The organism is Pantoea sp. UYEF8, from assembly GCF_040546285.1.
Classification (GTDB): Bacteria; Pseudomonadota; Gammaproteobacteria; order Enterobacterales; family Enterobacteriaceae; genus Pantoea; species Pantoea brenneri.
Map to the genome: position 1 here is coordinate 154,728 of NZ_JBEPNM010000006.1, position 17,030 is coordinate 171,757.

The 17,030-nt window shown below is 52.8% G+C and carries 22 protein-coding genes and 1 pseudogene; 1 reads left to right on the forward strand and 22 read right to left on the reverse strand.

What is annotated here, in order from left to right; all coding sequences use genetic code 11:
• Positions 1-8: 8 nt before the first annotated feature.
• From ABIB18_RS13505 to ABIB18_RS13575, 15 genes are read right to left on the reverse strand one after another with little or no spacing between them, the layout of a single operon-like run.
• Positions 9-368, reverse strand: a complete 360-nt coding sequence (locus tag ABIB18_RS13505; protein WP_354474353.1) for a contractile injection system sheath initiator — start codon at positions 366-368, stop codon at positions 9-11.
• A 36-nt stretch (positions 369-404) separates the two neighbouring features.
• Positions 405-1,157 (reverse strand): Gp138 family membrane-puncturing spike protein, encoded by a 753-nt coding sequence (locus tag ABIB18_RS13510; RefSeq protein ID WP_354474355.1) that lies wholly within the window; start codon positions 1,155-1,157, stop codon positions 405-407.
• Complete coding sequence (locus tag ABIB18_RS13515) at positions 1,106-1,960, reverse strand: hypothetical protein (RefSeq protein ID WP_354474357.1); 855 nt, start codon at positions 1,958-1,960, stop codon at positions 1,106-1,108. Before ABIB18_RS13515 ends, ABIB18_RS13510 begins: the two co-directional genes overlap by 52 nt.
• Entirely contained in the window at positions 1,957-2,262 is a 306-nt protein-coding gene (locus tag ABIB18_RS13520) for a phage baseplate plug family protein (RefSeq protein ID WP_354474359.1), read from the reverse strand. Before ABIB18_RS13520 ends, ABIB18_RS13515 begins: the two co-directional genes overlap by 4 nt.
• Entirely contained in the window at positions 2,262-3,065 is an 804-nt protein-coding gene (locus tag ABIB18_RS13525) for a hypothetical protein (protein ID WP_354474361.1), read from the reverse strand. Before ABIB18_RS13525 ends, ABIB18_RS13520 begins: the two co-directional genes overlap by 1 nt.
• 1 nt (position 3,066) lies before the next feature.
• The gene (locus ABIB18_RS13530) at positions 3,067-4,854 is read right to left on the reverse strand and encodes a hypothetical protein (protein ID WP_354474363.1); all 1,788 of its coding nucleotides are present in this window, start codon (positions 4,852-4,854) and stop codon (positions 3,067-3,069) included.
• A complete protein-coding gene (locus tag ABIB18_RS13535) occupies positions 4,854-5,039 on the reverse strand; it encodes a transglycosylase (RefSeq protein ID WP_502922713.1) in 186 nt (61 codons plus the stop codon). The genes ABIB18_RS13530 and ABIB18_RS13535 overlap by 1 nt, the downstream gene beginning before the upstream one ends.
• A 26-nt stretch (positions 5,040-5,065) precedes the next feature.
• A complete protein-coding gene (locus ABIB18_RS13540) occupies positions 5,066-5,470 on the reverse strand; it encodes a hypothetical protein (RefSeq protein WP_354474367.1) in 405 nt (134 codons plus the stop codon).
• An 8-nt stretch (positions 5,471-5,478) separates the two neighbouring features.
• Complete coding sequence (locus ABIB18_RS13545) at positions 5,479-5,919, reverse strand: phage tail fiber protein (protein WP_354474369.1); 441 nt, start codon at positions 5,917-5,919, stop codon at positions 5,479-5,481.
• A complete protein-coding gene (locus ABIB18_RS13550; RefSeq protein ID WP_354474371.1) occupies positions 5,919-7,397 on the reverse strand; it encodes a DUF3383 domain-containing protein in 1,479 nt (492 codons plus the stop codon). The genes ABIB18_RS13545 and ABIB18_RS13550 overlap by 1 nt, the downstream gene beginning before the upstream one ends.
• Complete coding sequence (locus ABIB18_RS13555) at positions 7,398-7,937, reverse strand: phage neck terminator protein (RefSeq protein ID WP_354474373.1); 540 nt, start codon at positions 7,935-7,937, stop codon at positions 7,398-7,400. It lies immediately after the preceding gene.
• Positions 7,934-8,305, reverse strand: a complete 372-nt coding sequence (locus ABIB18_RS13560; protein WP_354474375.1) for a hypothetical protein — start codon at positions 8,303-8,305, stop codon at positions 7,934-7,936. Before ABIB18_RS13560 ends, ABIB18_RS13555 begins: the two co-directional genes overlap by 4 nt.
• Positions 8,302-8,754, reverse strand: a complete 453-nt coding sequence (locus ABIB18_RS13565; protein WP_354474377.1) for a hypothetical protein — start codon at positions 8,752-8,754, stop codon at positions 8,302-8,304. The genes ABIB18_RS13560 and ABIB18_RS13565 overlap by 4 nt, the downstream gene beginning before the upstream one ends.
• Positions 8,755-8,756: 2 nt before the next feature.
• Positions 8,757-9,200, reverse strand: coding sequence for a DUF4054 domain-containing protein (locus ABIB18_RS13570; RefSeq protein ID WP_346529051.1), 444 nt, complete (start codon positions 9,198-9,200; stop codon positions 8,757-8,759).
• Positions 9,201-9,202: 2 nt separating this feature from the next.
• A complete protein-coding gene (locus tag ABIB18_RS13575) occupies positions 9,203-9,535 on the reverse strand; it encodes a hypothetical protein (RefSeq protein WP_354474379.1) in 333 nt (110 codons plus the stop codon).
• A 67-nt stretch (positions 9,536-9,602) separates the two neighbouring features.
• Between ABIB18_RS13575 and ABIB18_RS13580 the strand changes: the two genes are divergently transcribed.
• Positions 9,603-10,076, forward strand: coding sequence for an HNH endonuclease (locus tag ABIB18_RS13580; RefSeq protein WP_354474381.1), 474 nt, complete (start codon positions 9,603-9,605; stop codon positions 10,074-10,076).
• Positions 10,077-10,085: 9 nt separating this feature from the next.
• Here ABIB18_RS13580 and ABIB18_RS13585 read toward each other — a convergent pair whose 3' ends face one another.
• The 7 genes and pseudogenes from ABIB18_RS13585 to ABIB18_RS13615 all read right to left on the reverse strand — a co-directional run bounded on the left by ABIB18_RS13585 (position 10,086) and on the right by ABIB18_RS13615 (position 17,030).
• A complete protein-coding gene (locus ABIB18_RS13585; RefSeq protein WP_354474383.1) occupies positions 10,086-11,120 on the reverse strand; it encodes a major capsid family protein in 1,035 nt (344 codons plus the stop codon).
• Entirely contained in the window at positions 11,120-11,602 is a 483-nt protein-coding gene (locus ABIB18_RS13590) for a structural cement protein Gp24 (RefSeq protein WP_354474385.1), read from the reverse strand. Before ABIB18_RS13590 ends, ABIB18_RS13585 begins: the two co-directional genes overlap by 1 nt.
• 1 nt (position 11,603) lies before the next feature.
• On the reverse strand, positions 11,604-12,923 hold the full coding sequence (locus ABIB18_RS13595; protein WP_354474387.1) for a DUF2213 domain-containing protein: 1,320 nt from the start codon (positions 12,921-12,923) through the stop codon (positions 11,604-11,606).
• A gap of 12 nt (positions 12,924-12,935) precedes the next feature.
• Positions 12,936-13,622 carry a phage head morphogenesis protein gene (locus ABIB18_RS13600; protein WP_354474563.1) on the reverse strand — a complete coding sequence of 229 codons (687 nt, stop codon included), beginning with the start codon at positions 13,620-13,622 and terminating at the stop codon, positions 12,936-12,938.
• Positions 13,623-13,674: 52 nt separating this feature from the next.
• A complete protein-coding gene (locus ABIB18_RS13605) occupies positions 13,675-15,201 on the reverse strand; it encodes a DUF1073 domain-containing protein (RefSeq protein WP_354474389.1) in 1,527 nt (508 codons plus the stop codon).
• A pseudogene (locus ABIB18_RS13610) lies at positions 15,201-16,570 on the reverse strand (PBSX family phage terminase large subunit). Before ABIB18_RS13610 ends, ABIB18_RS13605 begins: the two are co-directional and overlap by 1 nt.
• Entirely contained in the window at positions 16,557-17,030 is a 474-nt protein-coding gene (locus ABIB18_RS13615) for a terminase small subunit (RefSeq protein WP_354474391.1), read from the reverse strand. Before ABIB18_RS13615 ends, ABIB18_RS13610 begins: the two are co-directional and overlap by 14 nt.

Here is a 17,030-nt window from a genome sequence, read left to right on the forward strand (position 1 = left end):
TGGCTACCTCAGAATTGTACGTTGATCTGTGTGTTGTTGGTGTCCGTAACCGTCATGACGCCGGATGCTGTGCGATCGCCATTGCTAACCGTTGTTGTGCAGAAGGCAGATTGGACGTAAGGGAGTTTTTTGGCCTCGGTAGCCATTTTGGTGTTTATCAGCTGTGTTCCGGGCCATTTGCCGAGAATGCGCTCGTAATAAGGGATGCCGAGAGTCGTGTCGTACCACGCCTCACCTAGGAAGGTAGAGCAGGAGCACGCTACGTCCTGAGCGACGGCATAGGGATTTGATGTGATCGCAATGTTGCCGGTGTCATCCAGTGAGATGTCCCACTCAGATGTAATCAGCTGGAATGATTTGGTGAGCATGGAAACTCCGGGCAATAAAAAACCCGCCGGAGCGGGTTAGGTTGATGGGGTATCTGTCTGGCCGGAGCCTCTGTCGACGCCGCCATGTTTGTGCGTAGAGAGTGGTATGCCATTTCCTGTAACTTCACCCACTGCCGTGACAGAGCCGCCGAATGTCGCATTGCCAGCAAAGCTGCCAGACCCTTGAGTGAGCTGACCATTCGCCTCTATGATCGGCGCATTGATGGAAACCCGGTCATCTGCATTCAGGCTGACGATGCTGGCCTGCACGTTCACAACCAGAGGCGACACAATGTCTATGCCGTCATTGGAGAATTTCACGTACTGAGTGGGTTCGGCATTGAGCAGTCCTCCAAGGTAAACCGCGTCGGAATAGCTGTGCGTGCGGTTTGAGCCGGGAAGCGCATCGGCTTTTGTCTTTTTGACTGAGGTGATGTCTCGATCACAAATGGCTATCAGGCCAATATCGCCAGCGACAGGCGGCATAATCACAGCGCTGACTCCCCGCTGCAGACGCCATACTGGCGCGCCATGGATGACCGAATTAGGAATGACATCACCGCCACCGGTAAACCCCTGCACCATGGGCCTGACTGAGACTTTTTCGCCAGACTCGCTTACTTCAGTGACGACAGCCAGGGTAATGAAGGCTTTCCCCATCAGGAACTGCTGCATCATAAACTGCTGTGCATTGGAGTCTGTTGCAGTGTCCTGCGGGCGGTTTGTGAATAAATTCATTACTGCCTCACTGTTAACTGCCCAATAGAAGCCCAGACGATTGTCAGCCATGGGCCACCCTCTACCCATGAGGACAGATGGTGAATTGCTGACTGAATGGTATAAACACCGCTCCCGTTCGGAAGTGATGTTTCCAGTTGTACTTTTCGACCGCGCAGGATGAGCTCGCTGTACTGGCACTGAAAATTAATGCCGTAGTTACTGAAAGCGGGGTAGCCAATCAGTCCATGATCTGGCGATATCAGCGGCATAGTGTCATCGATACTGCCACCCTGAGGCCAGATGTATACCGCGCCCAGACGGAAATCTATCTCGATACCAGCGGCATGCGCGCATTGTTGAATCTGGCTAATCGGGTTGCCATCAAAGTACGGGTTTTCCAGTTGAGCCGTTACGCCGTTATTGACCACGGTGTAATTTATGCTGCCGGCGATCGCCGTAATGATATCGGCAACGTTAACCACCCCTAGCTGAGAGAACGGCGCGGCGACTATCGACTGGTCAAATCCCGTCGAGAAGGCACTGATGATTAATGGTGCATCAGGCATCTGGTTAAAATCGGCAAAGCAGTTTGTGATGGAGCCAAAAAAAACGGGCCTGTCATCGGCCCAGACCTTCATCATATTCTGCTTTGCGCCGTTTAACTGAATGCCCTTGTAGCTGAGGAGCGCCATATTCTCAATGCTCAGGCCGTATACGCGCGCCTCCAGCGTGGTGCCTGTGATACCCCCATAGGCACCAATCTCTACCTCGGCCTTTATATCGCCAATCGTCAGAATGTTGTTGCCAGATTCGTCAAACGCACCTTCTTTCAGGGTGAACTCAAACTTCAGCTCTCGCTTCTTATACGTCATGCTGCCATCTCTTCTGCCGTGGCATAAAACAGCTTGTACCTGGTGCCGAGCTCATCATAGACCGGGTCTTCACTGCCTTTAGTATCCGCGAAGAACAACTCACCCTGAAATTTAAGATAGGGATACCGGACAATCTTATTGCAGTTCAGGCAAAGCACACCCTGTGCTATCCAGGTGCTACCCACGCCAATATCCATAAACAGGCCCGTTGACCGCTGAACGATACGAAGCGTTACCGCCTGCCCGCCCAGCGTAACGCTCACCTCTTGCGCCTTAAGCGGCTTTAGCGAAATGTTCTGCATTACGACAGCCCCGAGACCAGTTCAGTGATAGTAGAGGACAGGTTGTTTATTGCCGATGTCGCCGCACCGTTAATGGCGCCTGTAGCCCCGGATGTGGTGCTGCTAACCGCATTGCTGACAGATGTTGCAACCTTTGCCGATGCGCTTGATACAGACGATTTGAGGCCCGTTAGCGCGCCTTTCACGTCATCAAGCGTGGAGTTGGTCGCAGTGGAGTTTGCTTTCTCTGTGACAGTGCTTGCGGCTTTGCTGGTTGCATTGGCAGTAGTTGAGCTGTTGGCTGTCGTGCTGGTCAGCGTAACTTCTGCTGACTGCAAAACAGCCTGAAATATTGCCTCTACGGTCAGCAGGGTGACATCGCGATCTGATGTGCGATAGTTGTACCTGACGAGGTCGTAATCCTCATAGGTCGTGTCCGGCGTCTCGATGTCATAAACATCTGCAGTCGCCACCATCTCATCCAGTGCAGCCAGCATGTCTGCCCTGCTTGTCAGGCTGAAATTGGTCAGATTTGGAATGCTGCCACTAAATCCCGTCCATCCCTCAAGCGTAAACAGAACCCGAATCACCGGCGGCCGCTTTACTTTATTGAAGGATGAATACGACCCCTGCTCGATCGGAGCCGACACTACCGAAGCATCAGCGCCATACTCAATGCCAAGGAAAGATGTGGGATTCAGGGCCGCCAGCCCCGACTTCAGGTATATTCCATAGCCGGGCGACAGCGTGCTGTTAATGATGGAGAAGATATTGCCGCTATTTATCGCACTGAGCAGCGTTGTTTCATTAAGCGAAAATGCCATATCAGCCCTGCCCTGACAGTGATGGAGTTACCAGCCGGTTCCTCTGCACGTTTCTCATGATGTCCTGACCCAGCGCATTTGCATTGGTGGCTGACGTTGTCATGTTGACCTCGCCGATGTGAATCTGTGCGCCAGAACCGCCAGAACCGCCGGATGACGCCGGTCCGTTCATTGAGGTAACGCCGGCACCGAGTCGGACGCCGCCCATGATATCGGATGAACTGATGTAGCCCTTGCCGTTCTCATGGTCCACGATGCCTTTCATCAGGCGGGATATCGTACCGGTATCATTCGGATCAAGCGCTTCATTCGCGCCCTTTCCGGTAGCAGCAGACAGAGCGCTGATATACGCGACGACATTATTATCGTCAGCAGCCGGAGCGTACTTGTTGACGATTTCTGACAGGGTGTTTACGCCGCGCTTGAAATAGAGCTGAAGCTGCTTATAGAGCGCAGCAATCCCTTCCTGCATGGAGCCAAAAACAGCAAAGCGACCATTTCCGCCGCCTTCTTTAGTGGCGCCAGACTGGCCCGCAAAGTTGAGGTTTCCGGGGTTATTGTTACGGATTCCGCGCGGTGCTGATTTGTAACCGTCGCCGCGAGGAAGCTCGACTCCGGTCTTGTCATACACCCAATCGTGTAGCTTCTTGCCCCACTCGCTTACCGTATCCGCACCCATGCCGCTATTAAGCGTATTGGCGACAGGATTGTTAACGAGCCATGAGTATTTCTTTTCAAGCTGTTCAGCGTACTTCTGCAGCTCAACAAGGCCAGCTATAAGGCTGAGTCGTGAGAGGCCAATAAGCGCACCTTTTACGCCGCCAAACGCCCCGAGCATGCCAGTTAGCCACTTACCGCCGACGAACACCAGAAGGATGGAAAGAGCGTTTTCCCATCCGCCTACCGCATCCACTGCATCACTTATTTCTTTTGACGTATCAGAAAAGAACTTCTGTATTTCTGGTCCGTGAGTAGCAATCCAGTTACCAAACTTTTCGATCAGGGGTATCAGCTTCTCTACATAGGGGATGAGCGATTCATACAACACCTGTGAGGCGGCAGAGAAATTTTGCTTCATCTCTGCCAGGCGGCGGTTAAACTCCTGCGCCTTGCGCGTCGCATCCTCAGTAGCGTGGGACATCTTCGTGAACCGGTCAGCATCCTGGACAAGATCGCCACTACTCATTGCCTGCTGGGTGGCATTATCAAATCCGAACATGCTGCCAAATCTGCGTTGAGCGTCTTTGTTGAGTTTTCCCCAGTTCTGCGAAATCTTGCGCATGATCGCTTCAGAGTTATCGTTCTGATAATCGAAGTTTGCCCCAGTGGCCGCGCCAAAACTTGCAAGGGCACCGAACAGGGGATCATCCTGCGCTCCTCCGGTTCTGATTTTGGTCAGCGTGTCCTGGAATGAACCCAGCGTGCCGGTAATCTTCTGCGCACTAGAACCTGCAGCCTCTGCTGCGCGCTGCCACCCATCCAGTGATTTGGATGACATATCCAGCGATTTAGAGCTCACCGCAAGTTGCTGAAGATTGCTGGTCATGCCGGTGATGAAGGTCTTGATGCCCTGCGCAGAGAGCGTAACGCCAACCAGAGCCAGCAGCTCAGTCCGGATGGAGCCAAAGAAAGACGCCGCTCTTTTACCTGCGGCCTCCATTTCTTTTGCTGTCTGGTCGGCGTTACTGCGGGTATCTTTCAGGCCCTTTTTGACATCTTCCTGGCCTTTTTTGAATCCACTCGAATCAAGCCCCAGCGTTACAATCAGGGAATCTATGATGTTTGGCATTACGGATTCTCCTGAGAGCGGTTAATAACCATCTGGTTGTAGTTTTCCACGGTGTTGATTTCCAGCAGCCGCCATAAATCCTCTGTGCCGTAAACGGTATCCAGCTCGATGAGGGTCGCAAGCTTTGAGGAGACAACAGTTGCAATGGTGCTGGGGACATTCTCATACCTCACCAGCCCCACCACATTACTCCCCATAGTAGGCGGAATGTCTAACCTGCGACGGCGGTGAAAAAATCGACGTGTAGCTTAAGCACTTCAGAGCGCAACTTGAGGCGGGTTGTCACTTCCTCTATCGCATCTTCCATGATTGGACGTTTAACAGAGCGATCGTCAGGATTTGGCACGTACTCAACGCAGGCCATTAACTCGTCTAGTAGCGGCTTTGCTTCTTCAGGGTCAATTTTGGCAACCATTTCTAGGCCGACTTTAGCCATGCCTGCCATACCAAAATCTGAAAAATTATCCGGAAGATTAACGCCGTTTTTAGCCATCGCCAGTCCGGCACGGATCGCCCACCATTCAGCCTTTGAAGCAGCCATCTCGCGAATGAAGAAAACCTTGCCCTGGTCACGACCCTTTCCTTCCACCGTGTAATAAATCTCTTTGCGTGCCATGTTATTCCTTACGCCTGATAAGCCTCGGCCGTGACGTTTTCCCAGTTGATCTGGAAGGTCATCGCCTGCAATACGCGCTGCGCATCAGGGATGGCTTTAACGCGCTGCAGTACGCCGTTGGTCAGTGTGAACTTGCGGCCGATAGCCGGGAGAATGATTGTCGCGTTGCAGCGGAAAACTGCCTTGGCCGTTACCGATGTCAGTTGCCATGTTTCGAACAGCCCGCGTGATGGGCTGTCTGGCATGATGGTGATCGTCTGAAGATACTCGCCGAAAACGAAGCCGGCCGATAACTTTCCGTCAGCACCACGGACGGAGACCGCCATTTCAGTATCGCCAAGTGCAAACATCGCGTCAGCAGCGTACCCCTCCAGCGTTTGCGCGCTGGGGAACAGGTTGGTAACAGTGAGGGCAAAAATGGAATCAGCGCTTGTAATAGTGTTGGACATTATTGCACCTCAATGCTTGCCAGGGTGAGTTTCTGCACACAGCCGCCATCGCAATACCACAGGGTCATGCTAGGGCTTGTGCGCTCCTGACGCTGAGTAGGAGTAGCGTCAGCGATATACAGGTAGTAGCCCTTTGCAATCAGCGAGGCTGACACATCGGTGCCAACAGCATTCTGGATCTCTGATATCTGAGAAGACGAAAGAGTGACGCCCGTACGGATGCCGCCAAAGGTGATCCCCTGATTCAGGGTGTCCGCGAAAGACGCTTCGGTAATAGCTTTGCCACGCGCGTTGTACGGGATGCTTCGGTTTGACTGGAAGAGTTCGATTGCATCCTGAGCCAGGTTGGCGTTGAGCCAGATCTGGAAGCAGAAGGAGTCAAACCACTTGAAGTCACCGGTAATGGTGCCATCAGCCCAGTAACGGGTGTCGTAGTTATTCTCCGTGTACGCGCCGTAGAAGTTATAACCGTTGGCAATCAGCGCATCGTAATTTGCTGACGTGGTCACTTCCGGCAGCAGGCCACCAAGAGAGCGGTACTTGAATGGCACCCGGCCTTCCTGACGGTCGAAGTCAAGAGATGCGGCATAACCAATAACGCTCGCTGCATGAGTCTGGTCACCGAACACCGGCACGACGTTGGAATATTCGTAAGTGCTGATGATTTTGTACGCCAGCGTTTCGGTTGAGCCAGATACTAGCGCGGATTCTTCCAGCGTGAATGGCACATAGCCGAACCGGTAATTCTGACCATTAACCCAGGAAGAGAAGCCCAGCGCTTCCTCTTCTGTCGGTGTGAAGGAAGTTGTGAAGATTGCCCAGCTCTGAGAGCTATCAAGCACCGACTGCATTGCCGTGGTGACAACTGCTGCATCTGCGCCCTGAGATAACAGAGCGCCGGTAGCTGCTGTCAGCTTCAGGCCAGCAGATAAGGTTCCGGTTGCGTAGGTGATGGTGCTAACTGCGCCATCGGTCGCGCTGGTGATAATGAAGCGCTTCTGAGTAGTGTCAAACTCTACCGTAACGCTGGAGCCGATACCTGTTTCAATCAGGTCGGCCGCCATTGCAAAGCTCGTTGCCGTGCTCAGGTCGATGCTGGCCGACGTGTGCGCCGTGCCGTCAACGGTCAGTGTCAGCGCGCCACTCAGTAATTTAAGCTGATCTAACGTTACGGACGCCATAGAGCCGGAGCGAAGCCACGCCGGGGCATCTTCAGAGTTAAATCGGACAAACAGAAGCGCGCCCGGCGTCTTTGTTGAGTTGTCATAGCCCTGGAAATAAACTTCAGCCATGCTGAATTCAGCTGACGCGCTGCCAAAATATGCCGACACATCATCCTTGCTGGTGAACGTGACGACACTCCCTACCGGGGCATAAGAGCTGTCGGTCAGGATTAGGCCATTCAGATCGAGCGCTGAACCGCCAGCAGGCAAAACGCCAGGGTTAATCTGTACGTCTTTACGTAATGGGATTGCCATTTATGCATTCTCCGGAGGGTATTTTAAATCTGCGGCCACAATGCCGACTTGAATGCTGTCCATGAAGTCCAGAGGTGTGGCTATCACGGCGTTAAATTGCGCGATGAAGTCGAGCGTCCAGCGGCTTTCATACTGCTGTTCTGCATTAATCATCGTTGTCTGGTGCGGCTCTCCCGCGTAAAGCGGGGTGACCGGCATGTTGTTCTGGCGAAACCAGTTAGCGGAGTATTCAGAGCGGATCATGGTTCCGACTATGGCTGCCATCTCCTGCGCTGAGGTGCCGTAGAAATCCAACTGACATCGCCACTGGTTGCTGCGCTGAGTAAGCTCACTACCCTGACCGACGCCCGGGTCGTTGTATCCGACACGGTTTGTTGATAGACCAGTGATAAACATTGGCGTCATGGTGACGAAATCACCGATTGGCATTGGCGTGTTGTTTTCCTGAGAAAGAAAAACTTCTGCATCTATCAAGGACAATAAAAAACCGCGCAAGGCGGCTGTCAGGTCATCCTGTGTAATGCTTATGGTCGCGCTCATGTGGATACCTGCAGCGTGACAGCGAAGGAGCACCAGTCAGGCCACTCTTCCAGTGGTTGCGTAATCAGCCAGGTCTCGCCGTTAACGATGAGCTTGTCGCCGCCCTTTTGCTTGGGTCGGTTGACGCCTTCAAAGTTACCGTTAACGTAGGCCTTCTTTTTGATGCCCTGCAGGTTTAGCCCGTCGAGCTTCATCAGATCGGTATAGGCCAGTGGCTGAAGCTGCACAGTCACGCTCTGTTCTGCGTAAGCAGGCACACGATGGCCTGCCGCATCTGTCGTATATGTGCCAAGGCTTACCATCATCACTCCCGGCACGTCCGGGTTAACAACGGTGATGGCGCGGCGCACAATGCCATGGAGATTCATACGCCATCCTTAACGTCATAGTCGACAGATTTGAGCATGTGAGAGGTTTCGATAAGAGGCTTTTCGAATCCCTTTCTGGCGATCGTAGAGGGTGCCAGCGCAGGGTCTGTAAACTCACGAATTGACTCCTGCAGCTGATCTTTAATGCGCTCACCCATCAGGGAGAAAAGAGTGGTCGCATCATAGTTGGTGGCAACCGCAATCTTTCCGATGTCATCACCCCACTGAGGCGACTTATCTTCAATCATGCGGCGGAAGAATGGCCGGGGTGGCCGATTCATGCCGGGATCACCAAACTCATTCGCTGCAGCCACCATCGGAACCGACTCACCATCAGGGTATGTCGCTCCCTCAAGGAACCCGACACGGAGAGTTTTGGCATCACCGAGGCTTTGCGCCAGCTCAGCCAACTTCTTCTCCAGCGCGTCACCACCTGAAAATGAACTCATCGCTACCTCCGGTATGAGCCTCTGCGGTTGTAGTGATAGGGGTACATTGACGGTGACCCACCAGGCAGGTAACGAATCGTCCGGAATGGCAGTGTGGCCTGCCAGTAAGCCGCACCATATGGCGTTTGCAGATACCACCATGATGCTGAGCTGGACGGCCCGGCATCTACCGACACAGAGACCGAACCTTCCGACGCGCTCGTTACCCGCCCAACTAACCCGCTTGATGCCTGCCCGCCTACGCCGCTATTCATCGCAGCAAGGTGAGCAACCAGCATATTCAGGAATACAGCCCGCTGATTCACATCATTTACCGGGCTTGTATCGGTGTTATTCAGGTAGACCGTTGCCTCAACGAAATACGCCTTCAGCAGGTCATCACTCACCGAGCTGAACTCGGGATAACGCGCCCTGAACGCGTCCACATCAAAGACAACGACTGCCATGATTATTTACCGTCTGATTTGGTGACACCCGGAGATGGATTGTCCTGCGGCAGGCCTTCAAGACCTGACTTAACGTCAGCGTTCTCTTTGGCTTTCGACTCGGCGCTATTGGTTTTAGCCTGGGCGAACACCAATTCGTTTTTGACGTACGGCTGGTCTTTGTGTTGTTCCAGCCATTTATCAAACACCGCTTTATCGACATTCTCGGTCAGGCCGTAGCCGCCGATAACGTTTGATGCGTTAGCGCCAGCCAGGACGACCGGCTGCGCGCCATCAACATCAATCACCAGGCCATTAGGCAGCTTGCAGCCAACAACTAATACTTCGTTAGACATATTAATTACCTTTATAAATTAAGGTCTTCATGAGAAAATATCTAATTAACCCTTAGAGGAATTAAAAATGATTACCCAAGAGTTCCTTAAGTCGATTATTAAATACAATCCTGAAACTGGAGATATGCAGCATATTAAAATGCGCAAACCACAAGGGATATCTCTAGACTCTGCTGGATATCGAATGATTGGCATTTCCGGCAAGCTGTACCGCGTGCATAGAATCGCATGGATGCTTACGCACGGCGATGACATGCCGGAATATATAGATCACATTAACGGAGATAAGAGCGACAATAGAATTGAAAATCTTCGTCCCGCCACGAATAGCCAGAATATGTGCAACACAACCATAAGGTCCGATAACACATCAGGATTTAAAGGAGTTTGCTTTCACAACCAAAGAAACAAATGGATGGCAAGAATAAGCTTAAACAATAAACAGGTTAGCCTTGGCTTGTATTCCACCAAAGAGCAGGCATCTGCGGCTTATCACCTTGCAGCATATATGTTTTATGGTGAGTTTTACCGACCGGCTTGAATAAGCCTGTTACACTCCCAGCATGCTGGCGATCGCCAGTGGTTGACGGATGATTGCACCCCAGGTGCCACCAGACTTTTTCTGTTTCCATGAAGACTCTTCAGTCACCACGGCATGCGCACGCATCTTCTCAGTGAAGGCAGCGTAAGCGGTATCCTGCTCACCCAGGCGATCTGCAATCAGCTGAACCATTTCGCCGGCCGGAGTTGAGTATTCAACTGCAGTCTTGATGGTCAGATTCGGGAAGTTTTTCTTCAGCAGGTCGGAGACGTTGACGTTGTACATGTTCGTCTTGGTCAGCGAAACTTCAGCAGTTGGCGACATCGCCAGTGTCATTGGCGAATCGCGCTCGATCAGACCTTTGGTTTGTGAAACCAGTTGGCCGTAAAGTTTTGCGATGTCGTCATAGACCGCCTGGCCGTCTTTGGTTGACCAGGTGATGCCACTACCAGTGCCAGTTGCATTCGGCGTGATTGGCGCAGGCAGTGACGGGTCATTCAGCAGACCATAGTTCTGCAGGCCAGCAATGCCGTAGAAGTAAGACTTGTTCTGGAACTTATTCAGCACCAGCGCAGAAGCAACGTTCAGCTCGGCGGCATAACCGATACGCGCTGCGCCGTACATATCCAACTCACGCTCACCCCAGCGGGTGTGGGTCTGGTAGTGGTAGGACTGGCGAGCAACCCAGTTGACGTTAGCTGCGGTCATACCGTTGTGGTTGTAGTCACCATAAGAGCTGGTTTCACCTGCTGATTCCACGATCGGGAATTGCGCGGTAAGCGTGGTCCAGTCGCCTTTCTTCACTTCGCCGATGATTTCAGCGGCTTTCATTGGCGTAACCAGAACGCGAATCAACTCAGGGTCAATGTAGTTGGTGAAGTAAGCCGGGACACCTGAGCTTCCAGTGGTAACCATGGTCGGCTGAGCATCCATAGCCAGTGCGAAGTTTTCCGCGAACTCTGGCTTCAGATATTCTTTCGCGCCCGGCAGCACGATGCCGTACTTGCCGCTTGCCGCGGAGTAGTGCTGTTGAAACTTATTCATTAATTGCTCCAGGTGCTGATTTTGACCAGTTCGCCTGCTGCTGCGACGCTACCGGCTTTGAATGGGGTTTCGACATAACCGGCGATCGTTGCGCCCGCTGCGCCAGTCTGAACCTGACCAGTGGTCAGTGATGCGAAGATTTTCTGACCGCGAGTTGCTGCAGTTGACGTGCGAGCCCAGAAGTCACCAGCAACCATCAGGGTAACTTCGCGGCCAGACTGGATAACGTTTGAGTCCGTACCCAGCCAGGTGGTGATAGATGCCTGACCATCGCGGTGAACAAAGCCAGCTGGAACACCAGTACCTGCGTTTGATGCCACGCCGTTAACGTCCCATGCAAAGCGACCGATAGTCAGGCCATCTTCGCCTGCAACCAGTGCTGCCTCGCCAGCCAGATAGGTAGCGTGCTCGTTGGTGCTGGCAAAGCCACCCTCAACACCCGGGGCCGGATATTGGTTAATTACACTCTGAAAACCTGCCATGTTAGAAACCTCGTTTCAGCTTGCCAGCGGTCGGAAAATCTTTCTCAAACTCACTGATTGATGCGGAGTCCTGAGCGATAACAGGACGTGAATTTTCTTTCTGCTGGATTGCCATACGCACCAGTGAAGGGAATGCCGATGGATGTACGCCAGTGATATCCACTTCAGCCTGCTCAAGCGCAGTGCGGTAGACGTCCTCGGCGGAGTCCATAGCAACCACATCACCAATCAGCGGCCGTACAGCCTGCTCAGCTTCACGCACACGGCGGAAGTTCTCAGCGGCGGTCTTGGTGGCACTGTCAGCAGCCAGGCGAATAGCAGAGTCCATAGCGGTTTTGGATACCTTGTCTTTCTCGTCTTTCTTGTCGTCGTCGTCTTTGTCTTCATCTTCAGCGACGGCAGGCGACAGGGCAGCGGCGATTTTGGCGACCACTTCTTCGGACACGCCAGCTTCACGCAGCAGAGAGATGATCGACTCATTGTCGTCATCACCAGCCACTTTCGGCTCTTCTTCCGGCTCAATGCCTTCAGCGGACGCTTCGATGATTTCAACCAACTCTTCCGGCTCCAGCTCCATGTCGGCAGCCAGTTTGGTTTTGTATTTGGCGATAACGGCCTGTGCGATCGTCTTTGGTGATTTGTTCGCATTCAGGATGGCGGTGAGGTCTTTGGGTGCAGCATCCTGAGCCAGGCGCGGCTTCAGAAACGCTCCCAGCGCGGCACGTGCGGCAACGCCTTTGCGGTCTAACTTCATGTATTTAAGCTCCAGTGGGAGTGAATCAGCGACCAGTACGTCGCTACCTGCGCGGCCGGTTTCGACCAGTGCAACGTGGTTCCCGACGATGTCACGCATGACGCCGTCAAATGCTTCGCCGTCTGGTGTCTCGCCGGGAGTCATGTCAGCGACGTACTGATACGACGATGACAGTTCTTTCTGCTCTTCAGTCTCGATACCCGCAATGGCTGAGTTATCCCATACGGACAGGCCGTTATCTAAATAGGGGAATAAAAACTCGCTGCCAGAATGCGTGGTGCCTACTCGATATTCGCGAGGCGGGTCGCCGGGGAAGTCAGGGGTATGGATGCAGAGAACAGGGATATTGTTGAATGTTGGTGCGGCTTTCTTCAGTTCGTCAGGGTGGCGCCAGAGCCGGTAAATCTTGTCGGGGTCTAATCCCAACGCCTCAGCATTCGGAATCTCACGCCCGTAATAGGGGCAGACATTCGCCTTGCTGATATGACTACTTTTAATCTGAAGCCTGCCGTTACCATCGAATGAGCGCACGGATGCGCGGTCAAACGCTAACCGTTCGATAGTCATGTGTGATTCCGTTTAATTGAGTCCGGGAATGACCGGGGACCATGTGCAGCGGCAGTTAATCTCTTCGCCTGGAAGAGTCCACTTACCATCCAGATAAAGCCCTTTCGACAGGTCGAACTTCTCTCCATCAGCTTTCACATGTGATTGCCGAGGCTGTTTGCCTGCGTGAGAGTGTCGCCAGATGCCCTCAGTGATGCCGAGAGAGTGCTGTCTGGCCGTCTGCATAACTGCGGTGGCTTTGTTGTTCTGGTCACGTGCGATGAGTGCTGCGCGGCGGCGGGTGATGCCATATCGCTTTTGCAGCTCATCAGTCAGCGTCGAAAGGTCACGCCCGCGGCTGACAGACTGCATTACCAGCGTCTGTACCTGCGTAAGATATTGCTCAGGGATGCTGGTAATCAGGTTCGCGTTTTCCGTGATTGTCGCCTGCAACGCGTTATTCATCGCTGGCGTCATCTTGAACGGGACTGTGAATCCTGCCGTTTCCAGTGCGTTATAGAGCGACACGTCAGAGTTCTTCTGCGCCTGCCCTGCGAACCGGTCAGCAAGCTTTGCGGCCACATCGTCGAAACGCTTCTGCCATTGCCTGGCTAACTTCTTCATCGCGTCACGCATGAACACTGCGGGCGATGCGTCCATTGCCATTGCGCCGGATGCCCGGTAATTAGCCTTCAGCCAGTACACTACCGAGTCGTTCATTTCGGTAATGAGTGAATCCAACTTCTTTCGATACCAGGCTTCGACACCGGCGTTAGGCCTTGTCGGGCGGATCGTCTTCGGACTCTGACTCTTCGTCTTCGTCGAAGTCGCTTTCTTCGATTTCGAGGTCATCGCTTAAGTCCAGTGAGTGATATGGGCTGTCAGGGTCATCAGCAACCTTCTCGCGCACTTCATTGACTGAGAGCGCCTGCACCTGAGTGACATAAACTGCATCAGTCTGTGCATCAACCAGGCGGATATCTGCACGTTCTTTCGCGCTCATTTCATACAGCGGCTCAAACTCGAAATATATTTCGGGGTCGATATCGCCAAACTCTGATAGTTGAATAACGTCCAGAACGCGCTTCAGAGGCTCTTTGAACATTGCCTGCTGTATTGAGTGGATGTAGTCATAGAAAACGCGAATCTCGCCGTCTGATGAAGCGTTCAGGCCATTGGGTGTAATACCCAGCAACTTAACCAGCGGGATGCCGGACACTGCCGCCATGTGCTCCTGTGATTGAGCCTGCAATGTGTCGAGGCCAGACAGGGGAGCATTTACGAACTCTACTGACTCCTCCTGATCGCCCACCTTATTCTTTGCAAACACACCCCTGTTGTCCCGGCAGCGGTTGAATAGCTCCATGCGGGAAAGCAACTCATCAGCACCATTACCCATCAGCACCTGACTCATATCAGTGCCGAGCACTGGGATGCTGAACGAGTGGATCATGTCACTCACGCTGTCACGAGTACGTAACCAGTTGTTCACGTAGGGCTCTGCTATCTGCACCAGAGAAAGCCCGCGGAAGTTGTAGCTGGCTTTCAGCAGGTCCGGCACCTGTCGCGATACGAAGTCGATCATGCGGCTGGCGTGAACTGTCTTGCCCATCACAAACCATTCTGTTGGCTTGTAGAAGTCGGGGCTTAACGGGTTCTGCGCGTTATAGACGCCGGGGTAGGTCCAGACTGGCTCAATCACCTGCAAACCTTTGAGGCTGCCTTTCGGGATTTTCTTGTCAGAGATAAAAAGCTTCTGCTTCAGCTCATTATCATCCGTCCAGGCTGATACGTTTTTTGGTGACAGGACGTCGATATAAATCTGCCCTCCGCCAAAGTAACCATCGTGCTCTGCTGCCTCTCTGAACTTCTCACGCACATGGAATCGCTCCAGTGCATCAGTAATGGCCTTCACGCGTTCTGATTTGTCGTCATCACCGACAGTGCGGAGCTTTATCCATTTGCGAGTCATTTCCTCAGCAATAGTGCCAACCATCTTTCGGTATTCAGGCTTCTGCGCCATTGCCGCCAGATAGGGATAGCCGGGGAATGAATCCAGCGTGCCGTAGCCCATGCTGTAAGCTTCATTCAGCGCCGTGTAATCGGTGGAGTCCATCGCAAGCACTGACCGCTCCAGTGGCTCAGGAATGACACCCTTCGGGGGCTGGTAAGGCTGGAATTCTCGCTGAGGCTTAGGCTGGACGGAAGCAACGGCCTCGGGGTTAATCTTCATATGAACCTTTTCAGGCTCTTTCACCGGCTCAGGCGCGGCGATTTCTTTTTTCTTAAACCACCACATCAAATTCTCCTGAGTTGGCTTGCGTCGATGACCATCGGCTTCCTGATGAGTGGTGCGAACGCCATGATCAGCGAGTCAGCCATGTTTGGTGACGGGATGCCGCGCTTCTTCATGTCCTTCTTGCTCTCAACCTTCACCTTTCCGTTGCCGTCGTAGTCAACCCATGGGCGTGACAGCTCAGCCTTGAGGTATTCCAGCTTTTTGATGTCGGATGAGAGACTGATGAGTTCGTCAGGTTTATATTCGAGGATGCAATCTGGATCTGCTTTACGGGCTTCCACGCAGCGCCATGTTTTATAGAACCGGTCTCGCACATGCCACCAGGCTTGAGCCTTGATATTGGAGAACATGTCTTTGTTCTTTTTCCCGGAGATATATTCAGATTCGGGGTAAAGGACAGCGCCACCGGCGTTGAAGCCCTGAATGTTAACTTTTGCTATGCGGCCTAATTGCGCCTTCACGCCAGCACCCACACCGATTGAGTCGTAGATAATCTCATCGGCCTGCTGCTGTTCTGCATACAGGTTCACGCGGTTAGAGGATTCGATAACGTCACCGCGATCCCACTCCATTACGTCAATAGCGACTGAGCCATGACGGAGAGTAATTGCATTGCTGTCTTCACCTTCATCGGCCACGTCGAACCCGACGCGCTTCTCGCCAGCAATATCGAACCCAAGCAGCTTATGAGCATCTACAGCGGCAGCAACCCATGAGGGCTTGATGATTGCCATGTCGCTATCAGCAACCGGCTCACCCTCCCAGATATGCAGGTAGAGGTCATAGTCTTTGCGTTTGCATTCCTCCATCTCCAGCCGAAGCACATCAGGGAACCATGGGTTCTCGCTGTAGTTAACGGTCAGCAGGCAAATATCATCAGGAGGGGCGATTACGAAGCGCTGATGCGTATCGTCGAGAATGTTCTTTGGGTTATAGCTGACCCATATCTCTGAGCCAGGCTTACGAATGGTGGGTATCAGGATGTCCCACGATTCTTTAGATACCGCCTCTGCCTCCTCCATCCAGCAGATGTCGATACCTTCAAGCGACTTAATTTTGGTCGGGTTGTTCTTGATGCCATAAAACATGAACTCGCTACCGGTAATCAGGTGGCGAATACTTGCACGCTGAACTTCAAACTCAGCCTGATAGCCTTCACGGTTGATCGTGTCGTCAAGAAGTCGGATTACTGAGTCGCTAATACTGTTCTGCAATTCGCGGGCGCAGAGAAAGCGATAAGCGCCCCGCCTGGCTATCTCAACCAGTAACCGGGCAATCGTCCAGCTCTTCCCTGACCCGCGACCACCTTTGCCACTTTGTAGCGGTAAGGCTTCACGAATGGCTTAAAGATGGGGTTAATTGCTGTCATCGTCGAATAGCTCGGTGAGAGATTTGTTCAAGTTGATGCCAATATTGCCGCGCATCTCATTGCTGATTTGCTGCTTGAAGGCCTGAACGGTAACGTGATCGCCAATGAGCTTAAGCGACGCCACAGCGCCTTTTGCGTCGAATCCGTAAATTGTTCTACCCTGCTCATCAGTAACCTCTTCACCGCGCCGGTCAGTGATTGGTTCCACTTCCTGCATGCAGCGCTCATGAAGTTTTACCGCCTGGCGAAGAACGTAATCAGCGTCAACCTGCAACCGATCGAGCCTGTCTTTATTCAACTCCGCTATCAGCTCCTGAATGTGAGGTTTTGTGAGGTTCTCATATCCAGTCTCTTTGGCGGTCTTCTCGCTGTAACCCGCCCTGATAGCTGCCTGAGTGGCATTGAGGTCTTTTAAATATTCCCTGCAGAACAGTTCCTGCTTAGGTGTGAGCTGTTTCAA